Raw genomic sequence first — 15,611 nt, 5'->3', positions numbered from 1 at the left:
TAATCACATTTGGAGGCGTTGCGTTGTGCTCCGGGGCAACCGAGAGGAATACGCGAACCATGGGCATGGTACTGTCTTTCGTGCCGCGAGTGGCGGCAACCAATCGAGCAAGTCAAAACACCGGCACACCGGCGGCGGTGATCATCTTCCCCGGCGTCCGCTACGAACAAGGGCCGGCAGGAGCAGCACTGCCGCGCGGTCCAGACAAGCCGGGCTCGCCAGGGACGCTGCCTATGCCGCATCATTAGAGCGCCGCACAAAGCACGCTCTGACACCGTGAATCGCTGCAGGGCCGTAAACCGGCCAGCCGAAGGCCGGCTTTCGCGAGCCGATCAGTAGTCTTGCAGCTCGCAGGAGCTCTGCTCGAGAAACCGCGATACGATCGGCTTCCAGCTGTCGTCGGGCACGAAGGAGCGGATGACGAATATGCCCTCCTCTATTGGCGCCTCGACGAAGATCGCCCCCTGCAGCTCCTCGGGAAGCTCCTTGCGCACCTCGATCATCTGCGCCGGCGTAAGCACGACGGTGTCGAGCACGCGTCCGGTCGCGCTGTGATCGTTGAAGGAGTAGATGTTGTGACCGCTGCGGTCATAGACGGAGACTGACCAGAACGGCACGTTGCCCGGCGCCTTGATCCGCACCATCCCCTCGCGCAGGTCGAAGCGGCAGGCCGCCGCGTAGAACAACGGATCGACAGACTTCACCACCGGCGCACCGCCGGCCTCGGCGTCGAGCCTGGTCATCCTGTAGAGGTCCGAGGCCATGGCCAGCCGCGACCAGGCGTCGCGTTCGGAAAACTCCGGGACCAAAAGCAGCACGACGATGTGGACGATGCCGGCGCCAAGCAGGCCGAGCAGGATGGCGTGCAGCAGCCTACGCATTGCAGCCGACCTTCACGATCCTGGGCAGCGTCACGTCGGAGAGACCGGTGCTGCTGGCGATCGGCGTATCGTAGAAGGTGAGTACAAAATACATCCTGCCGAAGCCGTCGGTCAGCAGCCAGTTGCCGGGCGCCGGCCGGTTGCCGACGGAAATGCTCACCGAATCGTCGGGCTGGCGCAGCACCTGGTAGGATTGCAGCGCCGCAAGCCTCGACTTGCCCGTGTTGACAACACCGAGCGACTGGTCGGCGGCGTAGAGGGTCCAGAACCGGGCAGTGGGAAATCCGCCTTCGATCTTATAGGCGCATTGCCGCTTCAGCTGTTGGCCGCCGGCATCGCGCTCGGCGATGAAGGACAGCCCTTCGGCTTGCCCGAGCGCCAGCACGCCCTCGCGCGCCACACGCGCCTTCGAATAGGGGTCCGCTGCCTGGGTGCCGATGTCTGGAAAGGCGGTCCACTGGCCGATCCTGATCGCGCCGACGCCGTCCTGCGCTTCCAGCGCGTACCTGACGCTGCCGCCACCGCCGCCGATGGCTATGGCAAGCGAAAGCAGCGTCAGGAAGGCGTTCTTGAGCATGAAGAACCGAGAACGAGAAGGATTGCCGTTCGGGGATATCGCGGGGCAGGGGATAGAGCAAGCCGACCCCAGTGGAATTGGCCGTCAAAGCGCCGACAGGGTCTCCGGCTCCGCCGGCGGTGGGAGGACGGGCGCCGATTGGAACAGTTTCGTCATTTCCCGCAGCGTCTGCGTGGTCCGGCTGGACAGCACCGGTGGCCGCTCGGCGACAGCATCGGCGGCGGTCTGCTCGGCATTTTTCTTCTCCGCCTCCTCGGCCTTGGCCGCTACGTCGGCATCGACGAAGGGATGATCGAGGCCGGGGATCGGCTTGAGGTCGATGTTCTGGTGCGCGTAGACCATCAGCCGCTGCCACACCATTGCCGGCAGCGTGCCGCCGGTCATCTTGTTGGTCGGGGCGAAGTCGTCATTGCCGAGCCAGACGGCGGCCGTGTAGTTGCCGGTAAAGCCGACAAACCAGGCATCGCGATAGGACTGGGTGGTGCCGGTCTTGCCGGCGATGACGATGTTTGGAAGGGCGGCGCGGCGGGCGGTGCCGATCACCGGCACCGCCGCCAGCATGGTGTTCATGTATTTCAGCGCCTGCTCAGACAGCACCCGGTGCGGCGGCGGCGCATCCTTGGCGAAGTCGTAGACCACCTCGCCGGTGCGGGTAACGAGCTGGGTGATGCCGTGGCGGGAGCCGACAAAGCCGTTCTGCGCGAACACGCTGTAGCCTGTCGCCTGGTCCATCACTGTCATGCCCGATGTGCCGAGCACCATCGTCTTGTGCGATTCGAGCGGCGATTCGACGCCCATCGCCTCGGCCATCGCCTTGATCGGCTTGATGCCGAGATGATCCTTGGCCAGCCGCACCGGCACGGTGTTGATCGATTTGGCGATCGCCGTGATCAGCGTCACCTTGCCGGCCGATCCGCCATTGTAATTGTGGGGCGACCAGCCGCCCCAGCTGATCGGACCGCCGGAAACAACCGAATCCGGCGTGAAGCCGTGTTCCATCGCCGTCGCATAGACATAGGGTTTGAACGAGGAGCCGGTCTGGCGAAGCGCCTTGGTGGCGCGGTTGAACTGACTGGCGCCATAGTCGCGGCCGCCGACGATCGCCCTGACCGCACCGTTGGTCTCGATGACCACCACCGCGCCTTCGGTGACGTTGTATTCCTTGCCGAACTGGCGGAGATGGAACTCCATCGATTCTTCGGCCGCCTTCTGGATATTGGCGTCGAAGGTGGTGTGGGCGACCAGCGAGTGCTGGCCGGACCTGGCGGCGACCTTCTTGACCTCGTCGAAGGCCCAGTCGAGGAAATAGTCCGGGCTCTTCTGCTCACCGCGGTCGACGACGTCGGCCGGATGCAGTCTGGCCTGCAGCACCTGGCCCTCGGTCATGAAGCCCGAGTCGACCAGGTTGGACAGCACCACATTGGCGCGGGCGCGAGCGGCGGGCAGGTTTATGTGCGGCGCGTATTTGGTCGGCGCCTTGAACAGGCCGGCCAGCATCGCCGCCTCGGCAAGGTTCAAATCCTTGACGCTCTTGCCGAAATAGAAATCGGCCGCCGCTTCGATGCCGAAGGTGCCGCCGCCCATATAGGCGCGGTCGAGATAGAGTTGCAGGATCTCCTTCTTCGACAGATTGGCCTCGAGCCAGAGCGACAGGAAGGCCTCCTTGATCTTGCGCTCTAAGGTCCGTTCATTGGTCAGGAACAGGTTCTTGGCCAGCTGCTGGGTGATGCTCGAGCCACCCTGCACGACGGAATTGGCCCGCACATTCTCGAAGATCGCGCGCGAAAGACCGAGCACATCGATGCCGTAATGGTCGAAGAAACGCCGGTCCTCTGTGGCCAGCACCGCCTTGATGACGTGGTCGGGCATCTCGTCTACCGGCACCGAATCGCGCTGGATGATGCCGCGCTGACCGATCTCGTTGCCGTAGCGATCGAGGAAGGTGACGGCGAAGTCGCCCTGGGTACGCCAGTCTCCGTCGGTTATCTGGAAAGCCGGCAAGGCCAGCGCCAGCAGGACGACGATGCCGCCGGCGCCGAGCGTGAAGCTTTCGCTCAACAGTTCGACGAGGCCACGGCGCCAGCCGGTGACGCGGAAGCGTCGAAAGAAGATGGTGGCCGCCTCCCAGAACTGGCGCGCCCTGAAGCCGATTTCGTAGAGCGAGGAATCGAGCCATGCGTCCACCGCCAGCAGCGTTGCGGCGATTGGACCTCTTCTCTTGCGTGGTTTCAAAGCCATTTCCAGGAATCCGGCTAGGCGACGCCGCGACCTGAAGGCTGCATGCTGGCAATTTCAGGACGGCGCACCGGTGAAGACTATTCGTCCATTTTGGTGCCGCTCACAAGGGCAAGGGGCTCATGCCGTGAGGTTTGTTGACGGGAAAGGCAGCACTCTGCGGGATGCATCCGCGTCCGCTGTCACCGCGCCGCGATAAAACGCAGGAAATGCGCTACGTCGGCCGGCTCAAGAACCGCGACTGAACGTGCCACCGGCATCTGGAAACGGCTGCTTGCCGATTTCCGGCCGCCGGCCCCGGCCGCCGCCAATGCCGGCATTCTCGACGAATTCAAACGGGGCGGCGCAGCCTCGGTCTCTTGAGGATCAGCGCAGGAGGGCCACCGCCCGGCGCGAATAGGTGGCATCGCTGATCAGGCCGAGCATGAAGGCCGCCACGTCGGCACGCGCCAGTGTCGGCAGCAGGGACGCCGCGCGGACGCCAATTCCATGGCGGAATTCACCGGTTGCCGCTCCATTGCTCAGCCTGGGTGGCCGCACGATCGTCCAGTCGAGGCTGGATTCGACGATAAGCCTTTCCTTGGCCTCATGGTCGGCCACCTCATGCCGCAGCACAAGCGGCACGATGACGCCGCCGAGCAACGGCCCCAATTGCCGCCGGCTGTCGCAGACGCCAAGGAATGAAAGGTAGATGAACCGCGCAGGGCCAGCTTTTTGCATGGCTGCGATGATGAAGCCGATGCCGGCAACCACCGCCGGGTCGTGTTTCAGCGGCACACCGACGCCGAGACAACTGAAAACCGCGTCATGCCCGGCAACAGCGCGCTCAACCGCCTGTTGATCGGCGACATTGCCGACGATCACCCTCAGGTTTTCATGGCTGATGGCAAGCTTGCCCGGCGTGCGGACGAAGGCGGTCACTGTGTGGCCGTCTGCCAGTGCCGTCGAGACAAGGGCGCGTCCCGTCGCGCCGGAGGCACCAAAGACCAGCAGTTTCATCATCCGCCTCCCTGAGAGGAGAGTGGTCAGCCCGGCTTGCGTCCGGCGACGAAGGCGACGGGCGCCCCGGTCGGGCCGGGCAGCAACCGGCTGTCTGTGTAGCCGCACTGTTCGGCAAGGGCCTGGGCCGCGCCTTTCTCGAACACCGTGCCGCCCCAGACAGTGGTGCGGAAGCGGGTGAGGGCGTCTCCCAGGGTGTCCGGTCCTGGATTGACCATCGCCAGCAGCAGCCAGCCGCCCGGCCGCAACGCGGTCTGGCTGCGCTGGACGATGGCCCTGACATGTGGCTCGGGAATGAACGCGCTTGGCACGAAGACAAGGTCGAACGCGTCCTTGTCGGTGATATCCTGGCCGAGGCCGGTGCGCAGTTCGATGCGATGTTCGAGCCCGGCCGCCCTGACATTGGACTGCGCCTGCGCGATAGCCTCAGGCAGGGGATCGACGCCGACCGCCCTGAGGCCTGGCCATTGCCGAAGCATCGACACCGACAGGGCGCCGACACCGACGCCGATATCCAGGAAGGCCGCGCCCGGCGCGTCGAGCCGCTCCGGCAAGTCGGCGAGTTGTGGCGCGATCAGCCGCTTGAACAGAGCCGGGAAGCCGGCCGAGACATCGCCGAAGGCTTGCCGCAAGCTGGCTTCCAGGGCTTGCGCACTTGCGGATCGTTCCGACAGCAGCTTGCCGCCTGACAGCAGGTCGACCTGGATGCTGGCCAGCACCGGGGCAAGTTCGACCGCGTTCGCACTTGCCACGATGCCGGAGACGCCGAGTTCGCCAAGCACCGCTTCGGTGCGCCGGGCTGCATCGCCGTCGAGCGTCGTGCCGCGCACGCGCGCATCCATCGCCAGGCCGAGTGCCACAAGTGCATTGGCCGACGCTGCGTGCCGGGCCACTATCGTTCGCAGGCCTTCTATGTCCATCGTTTGCTCCCTGAATTGGATCAGGCCCATCCTCGCGCGGCCGGCATGCTCAGGCGATTTGCGATTTTCGTGCATGCCTGTGCAAAACCGCACAGGCGCCTTGCAGCGAATTGTTCTAGAATGGATCGTGATCAAAACCGGCGAACCGGACTGGAACGACTTGCGCTATTTCCTCGCTGCTGCGCGCGCGGGGACGTTGTCGGGCGCGGCGCGCGCGCTTGGTGTGCGGCACACGACGATCAGCCGGCGCCTGACTGCCCTCGAAGGTGCGCTCGGCGTCTCGCTTGTCGTGCGAAGGCCGCATGGCATCGAGATCACGCCGCTCGGCCGGAAATTGCTGCCGCTCGGCGACGATCTCGAGCGTGCCATGCAGGCATTGACGGCCCTTGTGCGCTCCGGCAAGAACCGCGTTCGGCTGGCGCTCCCGTCCGGGTTCAGCTCTCTCTTTGGCCAGTCCATGGCCGCTTTCCATAAAACCCATGCCAATATCAATCTCGAATTGACGAGTGGCAGTCGGCCCGTCGATCTGCAGCGTGGCGAGGCGGACCTTGCGGTCAGGGTTGGCGTTGTGGGCGACGACAGTTTGATAGCGCAGAAGCTCTGTGTCGCGGGCTGGTCGATTTACGCCTCCCAGCGCTATCTCGACCGCCACCCGATGCCCATCGATCCTCGCCAACTGGCCGGACACGAGATCATTGGATTTCACGCCAGCCTTGCCGGCGTACCCGGCGCCAAATGGATAGAGGCGCATGGCGCCGGCGCGACGACAGTGTTTCGCGTTGCCGAAATGACGGAAATGCTGGCGGCGGCTCTGAGCGGCGCCGGTCTTGCCGTGATGCCTTGCATGTTGGCCGAGTCCGAGCCGCGGATGTTGCGCCTTGCCCCTGACATCCTCGGCAGCCATCCCGTTTCGCTCGTCTATCGCCGCGAAATCGGGGCGGAGGCGCCCGTGCGTGCCGTCATCCGCTTCGTTGCTTCGGTCATCAAGGACCATGCCGTATTGATCAGCGGTGAGGCGCGGTGAGGGGGGCGTCACTCGGCGGATAGGAATGCTGAAGCTTGTTCATGGGCAAAATTAAATATCCATAAGTATTATTCTGATTATTAGTTCCAAGCCGCTTGATCATTGACGAAATACCGAAAAACATTGATTTTCTTAGCCAAATACCTATTTAAACAGGGAAACTCATTTTAACGACCTCAGCCGCAAGGAGATTTTCCACGATGGCCGAAAGCAATCAAAATATCATGCAAAAAGCCGAAGCACGCTTCATCGACCAGCAGAAGAAAACGGCGGAGCGAAACAAGGCAACAGCCGAATACCTGTCCGAGGCCAAGGCCAGGATCGCCAAGACGGCAAGGCTGCGGGAATTGCGGCTGGCCAAGGAAGCGGCCGACCGCGCGGCGGAAGCCCTGAATCCCGTAGCCCCCAGGAAAAAGCGGGCGGTAGTCAAAAAAGCCGGAGCCGCTAAGGGAGGCAAGTGATGAGCCTGACGTTTCCCAATCGAAGCCGCAGCTACGACGAGGCGAGCAAGCGGATCCGTTTCGCCGGCTATGACGGCATGTCGCAGATTTCTTTCCTTGTCGATGCAGACGCCATCTCGGAGGCACTGCCGGGGACAGTGACGGCCGAAGCCACCTATCTCGCGGCCTTCGACGCGGCTGCCGGTTCCATCCATGACGTCGCCAGGAACGCCTACTCCCGCAGCCACAAGAGCATGTATGTGCTGACGGCGGCTGACTTTCGCTGAACTTTGGCCTCGAGGCCGCGTCCCACGACGGATGCCGCGATCTGGCGGAATATCTGGAACGCGGCTACGCTGCGTGGGAGAGCATGTTGAATTGCGACGGCGAGGGGAGAAGACGGATGACCACGCCGGCCGCCGAATTGCAGCGAGCCTTGTTCGAAGCGCTGAATAGCGATGCGTCCTTATCGGCGGCGCTGGGCGGCGCAAGATTGTTCGACCATGTCCCGGCGAATGCCAAATTTCCCTATATGACCTTCGGCCGGACCAGCGTCTACGATTGGGTGACAGGCGCGGAGAATGACGCCGAGCAGCTTGTCACGCTGCATGTCTGGTCGAAGTCCGAGGCCAAGCAGGAGACGCTCGATATCATGGAACTGGTCAGCGCCCGCCTCCAGGACGCCGTACTTGCATTGGATGAGCATCACCGCGCCCGTCTCAGGCTCGAATTCACCGAGTCCCGTTACGACGAGGATCTTTCGGCCCATCACGGGCTGCTGCGCTTTCGCGCCGTGATCGAGGACGCCTGACGCCTTGCCGACCGACAGTTGCCAAGCGACAGGTGTTGGGCGAACCCGCGCTGGCACTGCCGCGGGATCAATCGCCACCTTGGCCCGGTTGTCGACGAAGCATCGGAAGGTTAGGTTGCTTTGAGGGGTCTTGCCGAGGCGGCGAAATCGCCATTCGGTTGTCTCGCGCTTCAGGGGTGTGGCGGGCATGTATTTTCGGGCGATCACCGTTCATTTCACGTTCAGCACCGATGCGTTACAACGCTGGCCATGAAAACGCTTCTCTCCCATTTCCGAACCGCGACACTGGCGCTCTCAGCAGCCGGCCTGTTTGCGTTGCAGGCGACGGCGATGCCGGTCGTCGTGCCCGATCAGGTTCAGCCGGTCGTGCTGGCCGCGTCCGATTGCTACGCGATCGGCCAGCAGGTTGCCGAGCAGAATGGCGGCACCTTGGCCAAGGCCTCGCAATCGACGCGCGGCGGCCAGCCGGTCTGCGTCATCGTCATTCTTGTCCCGGGCAAGGACGGGCAGCGTCCGCGGCGCTCCGAAATCGTCGTTCCGCTGAACTGACCCATCCGTTCCCAGTCCATCGGAATCGGCCTATACCTGACCCAACGCTTTAACAGCCCAGGTTCTCAACAGGCCCAGCTCTTCAACAGGCCCAGTCCTTCAACAGGCATCGATCCATGCGCGTACTCGTCGTCGAAGATGACAAGGATCTCAACCGGCAAATATCCGACGCGCTGGTCGATGCCGGCTATGTCGTCGACCGGGCTTTCGATGGCGAAGAGGGACATTTCCTCGGTGACACCGAGCCCTACGACGCTGTCGTGCTCGACATCGGCCTGCCGCAGATGGACGGCATCAGCGTGGTCGAGCGCTGGCGCCGCGGCGGCCGCAAGATGCCGGTGCTGATCCTGACGGCGCGCGATCGCTGGAGCGACAAGGTGTCCGGCATCGACGCCGGCGCCGACGACTATGTCACCAAGCCATTCCACATCGAGGAGGTCCTGGCCAGGGTCCGGGCCTTGATCCGGCGCGCCGCCGGCCATGCCTCGTCGGAACTGACCTGCGGCCCGCTGCGCCTCGACACCAAGGCCTCCAAGGCCGACGTCGACGGCGTGCCGTTGAAACTCACATCACACGAATTCCGCCTGCTTGCCTATCTGATGCACCACATGGGCGAGGTCGTGTCCCGCACCGAGCTGGTCGAGCATCTCTACGATCAGGATTTCGATCGCGATTCCAATACAATCGAGGTCTTTGTCGGCAGGCTTCGCAAGAAGATGGGCATCGACATGATCGAGACTGTTCGCGGGATGGGCTATCGCATGCGTGAGCCGGAGGCTTAGGTCGGAACCGCTGCCTACCAACCAAACCATAAGAACGCCGCTTTCGCTGCGGTTCTGGCCGCGCTCGCTGGCGTTCCGGGTCGTCGCCTTTTCAACCGTCTGGGCGATCGTCACCCTTGTCGTCATCTTCACCCTCATCACCACGCTCTACCGCCAGGCCAGCGAACGCGGTTTCGACAGCCTGCTTTCGGCGCACCTGTTCAACCTGATCGGCTCGGTCGGCGTTTCCGAAGGAGGCTCGCTCACCGGCGCGCCCGACCTTGGCGATCTGCGGTTCTCGGAGCCGAATTCGGGCTGGTACTGGTCGGTGGAGCCGGCCTCGGAAGGCGTACACGGTGATCTTCATTCATCCTCGATGACGAAGTCGATCCCGTCGCCAAGTGTGGCCGAAGTGCCTTTCAATGCCAGCTTCCAGCGCAGCTATATGACTGAGGGCATCAATGGCGAGCAACTGGAGGTGTTCGAGAGCGAATTCGTCCTTGACGCGAAAAACCGCGCCGCGCGCTTCCGCGTCATGGGCAACCAGACCGAACTGGAGCAGGAGATCGGCACCTTCCAGCGCCGCCTGTTGACCTATCTCTCGCTGTTTGGCGTCGGCATGATCGCCATAAATGCCATGGCCATCCTGTTCGGCCTGCAGCCGTTGCGACGGGTCAGGAACGCTCTCGCCATGGTGCGTGAGGGAACCGCGCAACGGCTCGACGGTCGTTTCCCGGCCGAGATCGAACCGCTCGCCAACGAGACCAATGCGCTGATCGAGAACAATAGGCGTATCGTCGAGCGGTCGCGCACGCAGGTCGGTAACCTCGCGCATTCGCTGAAGACGCCGCTCGCCGTGCTCATCAATGAGGGGCGGGCGCTCGGCGGCGCCAAGGGCCGGCTCATCGCCGAGCAGGCCGCCTCCATGCAGAAGCAGGTCGACCACTATCTGCAGCGCGCGCGCGTCGCCGCCCAGCGCAACAGCGTGGTTTATCGCACGCCGGTGGCGCCGCTGGTCCAGCGTATGGTGCGCGTGCTGCAGAAGCTCAACCCGCAGACAAGCCTGTCGCTCTCGCTGCCGGCGGCCGACATCATCTTTGCCGGCGAACGTGAGGACCTGGAGGAATTGCTCGGCAATCTTCTCGACAACGCGATGAAATGGGCAAAAAGCGCGGTCGCTGTCTCGGTCACCCCTGTCGTCGGCAAGGAAGCTGCTGCCAATCTGTTCGAAATCAGCATCGACGATAACGGTCCAGGCATTCCCGAAGACAGAGCGCGCGAGGCGCTGAAGCGCGGACGGCGCCTCGACGAGACAAAGCCAGGGAGCGGGCTCGGGCTTGCCATTGTCGCCGACCTCGTCAACGAGTATGGAGGCGTTCTGGCGCTCGAACGGTCCGGCATGGGCGGGTTGAAGGCGGTGGTTCGATTGCGGAGCCTTCAGTGATGCTTTTCCAGGTGGCCGGCGGCGACCAAATTTCCGACAAATACCAACATTACGGCCACGCCGACTTCCCGATGGCGCGGTCCACAGCTCAGGAAAACCGGTGGTTGGCATGAAGATTCGCGTCGCGCTCGTTTCCGCACTGCTTGCCGTTTCCGGTTGCACGACACTGGACAAGAGCCCGGGCGTCACGGTGGCGCCACAGCCCGCCGCCACGCCGCCAGGCAGCGGCAAGGTCGCGGCGACGATCATTTCCGCCATGGCCGGCGGCCTCGTCGGCGGATCGATCGGCACCGGCCTGAGCAATGCCGAGAAGCGAAAGGCGCTGGAGGCAGAATACAAGGCGCTTGAATACACAGCCAGCGGCCAGAAGGTGACTTGGAAGAGCGACGGTTCGGCCCATTACGGCGAAGTCGTCGCCGCGCAACCCTACCGCGTCGGCTCGCAGGACTGCCGGCAATACACCCATACGGTGTTTACCGGCGCCGCCGGCGCCACGGCGCGCGGAACTGCCTGCCGCAACGCCGACGGCAGCTGGACGCCGCTGACCTGACCCCGAAAACTGTGCAGCGGTTTTGGGTATAGCAAAGGCTTCATGGCGCGCCATATCAATCCGGTGTGACGCGCCTCAAAGACCGGATATCGGCTCGGATCAGTTGATGCCGATCAAAGACATACGACGCACCTGCCGTCAAAGCGTCGCATGACGCCTGTGTTGGCAGGGCAGGACTCTGCCGTTATTGGAAGAACCATGCTGTTCTGGGTCATAGCCGCAATCCTGACGCTGGGTGCAAGCCTGGCGGTGCTGCTGCCGCTTACCGGCGGCGCGAAGGGTGTTTCGGCGAGCAGCGATCACGACCTTGAAGTCTACCGCGACCAGCTGTCCGAGCTTGACCGCGACGTGGCGCGCGGCCTGATCCAGCCGGCGGAGGCCGAAGAGGCGCGCGCTGAAATCGCCCGCCGCATCCTTCGCCTGGACAATCCCGGGCCGGCGGCAGCGGCCAGGCAAGCCTCGATGGCGACAAGGTTGGTGGCGACGGTCGCGGTCCTGGTGGTTCCGCTGGTCAGCTGGGGTCTCTATGTCAAGCTCGGTTCGCCCGACCTGCCGTCACAACCGCTCAGCGAACGGCTGGCCAAGAATCCCGCCGACAGCTCGGTCGATGAACTGGTGGCGCGCGCCGAAGCCCATCTTGCCGCCAACCCGACCGACGGCAGGGGCTGGGACGTCTTGGCGCCGGTCTATCTGCGCATGCAGCGGTTCTCCGACGCGGTGACCGCCTATCGCAACGCCATTCGCCTCGACGGCGACAGCGCCACCCGCCAGGCCGGTCTTGGCGAGGCGATCGCCAATGCTGCTGGCGGCATCGTCTCGGCCGATGCCCAGGCGGCCTTCGAAGCAGCGTTGAAGCTCGATCCGGCAAATCCGAAAGCCACTTTCTATCTTGCCATGGGCATGGCGCAGGAAGGCCGCCTCGATGAGGCAAAAGCGGCCTGGCAGAAAATGCTGGCCGCCTTGCCGCAGGACTCGCCGTGGCGCGGGGCCGTCGAGCAGGCGCTGACCGAATCCGCCAAGCGCAGCGTCGCTTCGGGAGAGCCTGCGAATGGTCCAGGTGCCGCGGATGTCGATGCCGCGTCATCGATGTCGCCGCAGGACAGGGAAGCCATGATCAACACCATGGTTGTCGGCCTTGACGAAAAGCTCCGCCAAAACCCGCGCGACGCGGAAGGATGGATGCAGCTCGTTCGTTCCTATGTCGTGCTGGGCAAGACCGATCAGGCGCGCGACGCGCTCAATCGCAGCATTGCCGTTTTTGGCGCCGATAGTGAGGAAGCGAAGAAATTCACCGCCTTTGCCGCCTCGCTTGGCCTGACGGCGACGGAGTAGAGATTGAAGATGACGCGCAAGCAGAAAAGACTGTCGGTGATCGCTGGAGGGCTGGCCTTCCTTGGCGCTGCCACCGGGCTGACCTTCTACGCGCTTGGCCAGAAGGCTTCCTATTTCTATATGCCGGCCGACCTGACCACCGCCAGCGTCCAGCCCGGCCAGCGCATCAGGCTCGGCGGCCTCGTCGAAAAGGGCACCATCGTGCGCGGCCAGGGCGCCACCGTCGCCTTTTCGGTGACCGATAGCCAGAAGCAGGTCAAGGTCACCTACACCGGCATCCTGCCCGACCTTTTCCGCGAAGGGCAGGGCGTCATCACCGAGGGTGTCTTCGACCCCGACGGCGTTTTTGTCGCCGATAGCGTGCTGGCCAAGCATGACGAGAACTACATGCCCAAGGAAGTGGCCGACGGCCTCAAGGCCAAGGGCGTATGGCAGGAGAGCAAGAGTGACTAAGCAGGTTCCGGTTTTGCGAGGAGAATCTGCGGCAAAACAAAAGCCTGGTGGGATAGGCCGTAATGATTGAAACCGGACATTTCGCCTTGGTCCTGGCGTTTGCACTGGCGCTGGTGCAGATGCTGGTGCCGCTGTTCGGTGCGCGCACCGGCAATCAAAAGATGATGGCTGTCGGCAGCCCGGTCGCGGTGACCGGCTTTGCCCTGACCGCGCTGTCCTTCGCCGCACTGGCAACGGCCTATGCAAGCTCCGATTTTTCGGTGGCGAGCGTTTGGGAGAACTCGCATTCGCTGCAGCCGCTGATCTACAAGATCACCGGTACCTGGGGCAATCACGAAGGCTCGATGCTGCTCTGGGTGCTGATCCTGACCTTCTTCGGCGCGCTCGTCGCCGCCTTCGGCAGCAATCTTCCCGCCACGCTCAGGGCCAACGTTCTGGCCGTGCAGGGCGCGATCGGCGCCACCTTCTTCCTGTTCATCCTGACCACGTCCAATCCGTTTACCAGGCTCAATCCGGCGCCCATCGAAGGCCGCGATCTCAACCCGATCCTGCAGGATCTCGGCCTCGCCATCCATCCGCCGCTGCTCTATCTCGGCTATGTCGGCTTCTCGATCTGCTTTTCCTTCTCGGTCGCCGCCCTCATCGAAGGCCGCATCGATGCGTCTTGGGCGCGCTGGGTGCGGCCGTGGACCCTGGTCGCCTGGATGTTCCTCACCGGCGGCATCGCCATGGGTTCGTATTGGGCCTATTACGAACTTGGCTGGGGCGGTTTCTGGTTCTGGGATCCGGTCGAGAACGCCTCCTTCATGCCGTGGCTGGCCGGCACGGCGCTGCTCCATTCGGCGATCGTCATGGAAAAGCGCTCGGCGCTGAAGATCTGGACGTTGCTTCTGGCGATCCTCACCTTCTCGCTGTCGCTGCTCGGTACGTTCCTGGTGCGCTCCGGCGTGCTGACCTCCGTCCACGCCTTCGCCACCGATCCGACGCGCGGTGTGTTCATCCTGTGCATATTGACGCTGTTCATCGGCGGATCGCTGGCGCTGTTTGCCTTGCGCGCCTCGCGGCTGACGCCCGGCGGCCTGTTCCATCCGGTCTCGCGCGAAGGGGCGCTGGTCCTCAACAATCTGTTCCTGACCACAGCGGCAGCGACGGTGCTGATCGGCACGCTCTATCCGCTGGTTGTCGAAGCCTTTTCGGCCGATAAGATTTCGGTCGGCGCCCCGTTCTTCAACCTGACGTTCGGCCCGCTGATGGTGCCGCTGCTGGTCGTGGTTCCGTTCGGCCCGCTGCTCGCCTGGAAGCGCGGCGATCTCCTCGCGGTCGCGCAGCGTCTGATGGCGGCCTTTGCCGCAGCGCTGTTGGCCGTGCTGGTGACGGCTTTGTTCATCAACGGCGCATCTGTCTTCGCCGCCCTTGGCGTCGGCCTCGCCTTCTGGCTGATCTGCGGCGCACTCACCGATCTTGCCATCAAGTCCGGCCTTGGCACCGCAGCGCCAGGCGTCGTGATCAGGCGCTTCGCCGGCCTGCCGCGCTCGGTCCTCGGCACCGCGCTTGCTCATCTTGGCCTTGGGCTGACGACGCTCGGCATCGTCGGCACGCTTTGCTTCGGCACCGAGAAGATCCTGTCGATGCGTGCCGGCGAGACCGTCGAACTGTCCGGCCATACGCTGCGCTTCGAAGGGCTCTACCCGGCCCAGGGCCCCAACTACGCCGAGGCTCGCGGCCGCTTCGCATTGCTTGGCGCCGACGGCAGCACAACAGGTGAAATCACCTCGGCCAAGCGCTCCTACCCGGTGCGCCAGATGACGACGACCGAATCCGGTATCAAGACGATCGGCTTCAGCCAACTCTACCTCTCGCTTGGCGACGAGGGGACCGACGGCTCCGTCGTCGTACGCCTGTGGTGGAAGCCGCTGGTGACGCTGATCTGGGGTGGCGGCCTGGTGATGATGGCGGGCGCCGCGATGTCGCTCTTGGACCGCCGCCTGCGCGTCGGTGCGCCCTCCCGGCGTAAGCCGGCGGGCACTGTGCCTTCCGCGAGCCTACCATGACAAGGTTCTCGCTGGCCTCGCTGGTCCTGTTGCTGACGTTGGTGTTTGCCGGCGCCGCGTTCGCGGTCAGGCCCGACGAGGTGCTGGTCGATCCGGCGCTCGAGGCGAGGGCTCGCGCCCTGTCGGAGGGCTTGCGCTGCATGGTCTGCCAGAACCAGTCGATCGACGAATCCGATGCCGACCTTGCCCGCGACCTGCGCATCGTCGTGCGCCAGCGCCTCGTCGCCGGCGACACCGATCAGCAGGTGATGGACTATATTGTTTCCCGTTACGGCGAATTCGTGCTCTTGAAGCCGCGCTTCAGCCTGCGCAATGCCTTGCTGTGGGGCACGCCGGTGCTTCTGCTTTTCGCCGGCGGGATTTTCATCGTGCTGAATGCCCGCTCGCGCCGGTCGACGGCAAGCGATGCGCTGACCGCCGAGGAGCAGGCGGCGCTGGACGCCATACTGCACCGGGACTGACAGCCGGACTGGTCTTCGCCAACATTACGAAAGTTTCATGCACCGGAAATGGCGCCGTAATGTGCGCCTATCTATTTCTCTTGCCCTGAGGATGCCAATCGAAGCGCGTCCGTTGAAAAGAGG

The 15,611-nt window shown here is 63.8% G+C and carries 17 protein-coding genes; 12 read left to right on the top strand and 5 right to left on the bottom strand.

Annotated elements, in window-relative coordinates; translation table 11 throughout:
- Positions 1-332: 332 nt before the first annotated feature.
- The 5 genes from EN859_RS03955 to EN859_RS03935 all read right to left on the bottom strand — a co-directional run bounded on the left by EN859_RS03955 (position 333) and on the right by EN859_RS03935 (position 5,612).
- Positions 333-881 carry a DUF1254 domain-containing protein gene (locus EN859_RS03955; RefSeq protein WP_127851620.1) on the bottom strand — a complete coding sequence of 183 codons (549 nt, stop codon included), beginning with the start codon at positions 879-881 and terminating at the stop codon, positions 333-335.
- Positions 874-1,458 carry a DUF1214 domain-containing protein gene (locus EN859_RS03950; RefSeq protein ID WP_127851619.1) on the bottom strand — a complete coding sequence of 195 codons (585 nt, stop codon included), beginning with the start codon at positions 1,456-1,458 and terminating at the stop codon, positions 874-876. Before EN859_RS03950 ends, EN859_RS03955 begins: the two co-directional genes overlap by 8 nt.
- An 84-nt stretch (positions 1,459-1,542) precedes the next feature.
- The gene (locus EN859_RS03945; protein WP_127851618.1) at positions 1,543-3,696 is read right to left on the bottom strand and encodes a penicillin-binding protein 1A; all 2,154 of its coding nucleotides are present in this window, start codon (positions 3,694-3,696) and stop codon (positions 1,543-1,545) included.
- A 363-nt stretch (positions 3,697-4,059) separates the two neighbouring features.
- The gene (locus EN859_RS03940; protein ID WP_210237677.1) at positions 4,060-4,692 is read right to left on the bottom strand and encodes an NAD(P)H-binding protein; all 633 of its coding nucleotides are present in this window, start codon (positions 4,690-4,692) and stop codon (positions 4,060-4,062) included.
- Positions 4,693-4,718: 26 nt separating this feature from the next.
- Entirely contained in the window at positions 4,719-5,612 is an 894-nt protein-coding gene (locus EN859_RS03935) for a class I SAM-dependent methyltransferase (protein ID WP_189501678.1), read from the bottom strand.
- Between the two features lie 127 nt (positions 5,613-5,739).
- Here EN859_RS03935 and EN859_RS03925 point away from each other — a divergent pair, with 127 nt between their 5' ends.
- The 12 genes from EN859_RS03925 (at position 5,740) to EN859_RS03870 (ending at position 15,488) form a co-directional block, all read left to right on the top strand.
- Positions 5,740-6,636 carry a LysR family transcriptional regulator gene (locus tag EN859_RS03925; RefSeq protein ID WP_189501676.1) on the top strand — a complete coding sequence of 299 codons (897 nt, stop codon included), beginning with the start codon at positions 5,740-5,742 and terminating at the stop codon, positions 6,634-6,636.
- Positions 6,637-6,836: 200 nt separating this feature from the next.
- Positions 6,837-7,097 carry a hypothetical protein gene (locus EN859_RS03920; RefSeq protein WP_127851615.1) on the top strand — a complete coding sequence of 87 codons (261 nt, stop codon included), beginning with the start codon at positions 6,837-6,839 and terminating at the stop codon, positions 7,095-7,097.
- Complete coding sequence (locus tag EN859_RS03915; RefSeq protein WP_127851614.1) at positions 7,097-7,363, top strand: DUF1488 domain-containing protein; 267 nt, start codon at positions 7,097-7,099, stop codon at positions 7,361-7,363. The genes EN859_RS03920 and EN859_RS03915 overlap by 1 nt, the downstream gene beginning before the upstream one ends.
- A gap of 116 nt (positions 7,364-7,479) precedes the next feature.
- Positions 7,480-7,887, top strand: coding sequence for a DUF3168 domain-containing protein (locus tag EN859_RS03910; protein ID WP_127851613.1), 408 nt, complete (start codon positions 7,480-7,482; stop codon positions 7,885-7,887).
- A 249-nt stretch (positions 7,888-8,136) separates the two neighbouring features.
- A complete protein-coding gene (locus EN859_RS03905) occupies positions 8,137-8,436 on the top strand; it encodes a hypothetical protein (protein WP_127851612.1) in 300 nt (99 codons plus the stop codon).
- 116 nt (positions 8,437-8,552) lie between these two features.
- A complete protein-coding gene (locus EN859_RS03900; RefSeq protein WP_023800820.1) occupies positions 8,553-9,218 on the top strand; it encodes a response regulator transcription factor in 666 nt (221 codons plus the stop codon).
- A gap of 28 nt (positions 9,219-9,246) precedes the next feature.
- Entirely contained in the window at positions 9,247-10,641 is a 1,395-nt protein-coding gene (locus EN859_RS03895) for an ATP-binding protein (protein ID WP_189501712.1), read from the top strand.
- A 109-nt stretch (positions 10,642-10,750) separates the two neighbouring features.
- Positions 10,751-11,191, top strand: coding sequence for a hypothetical protein (locus EN859_RS03890; RefSeq protein WP_127851610.1), 441 nt, complete (start codon positions 10,751-10,753; stop codon positions 11,189-11,191).
- A 198-nt stretch (positions 11,192-11,389) separates the two neighbouring features.
- The gene (gene ccmI, locus EN859_RS03885) at positions 11,390-12,523 is read left to right on the top strand and encodes a c-type cytochrome biogenesis protein CcmI (protein ID WP_127851609.1); all 1,134 of its coding nucleotides are present in this window, start codon (positions 11,390-11,392) and stop codon (positions 12,521-12,523) included.
- Between the two features lie 9 nt (positions 12,524-12,532).
- Positions 12,533-12,976: a cytochrome c maturation protein CcmE gene (ccmE, locus tag EN859_RS03880; RefSeq protein WP_127851816.1), complete on the top strand. Its 444-nt coding sequence runs from the start codon at positions 12,533-12,535 to the stop codon at positions 12,974-12,976.
- Positions 12,977-13,038: 62 nt separating this feature from the next.
- Positions 13,039-15,027: a heme lyase CcmF/NrfE family subunit gene (locus EN859_RS03875; RefSeq protein ID WP_127851608.1), complete on the top strand. Its 1,989-nt coding sequence runs from the start codon at positions 13,039-13,041 to the stop codon at positions 15,025-15,027.
- Positions 15,024-15,488, top strand: a complete 465-nt coding sequence (locus EN859_RS03870) for a cytochrome c-type biogenesis protein (protein ID WP_127851607.1) — start codon at positions 15,024-15,026, stop codon at positions 15,486-15,488. Before EN859_RS03875 ends, EN859_RS03870 begins: the two co-directional genes overlap by 4 nt.
- Positions 15,489-15,611: the final 123 nt, after the last annotated feature.

The sequence above is a fragment of the Mesorhizobium sp. M00.F.Ca.ET.216.01.1.1 genome (assembly GCF_004010325.2).
Lineage (GTDB): Bacteria > Pseudomonadota > Alphaproteobacteria > Rhizobiales > Rhizobiaceae > Mesorhizobium.
This window is presented reverse-complemented; position numbering and strand designations above follow the sequence as displayed.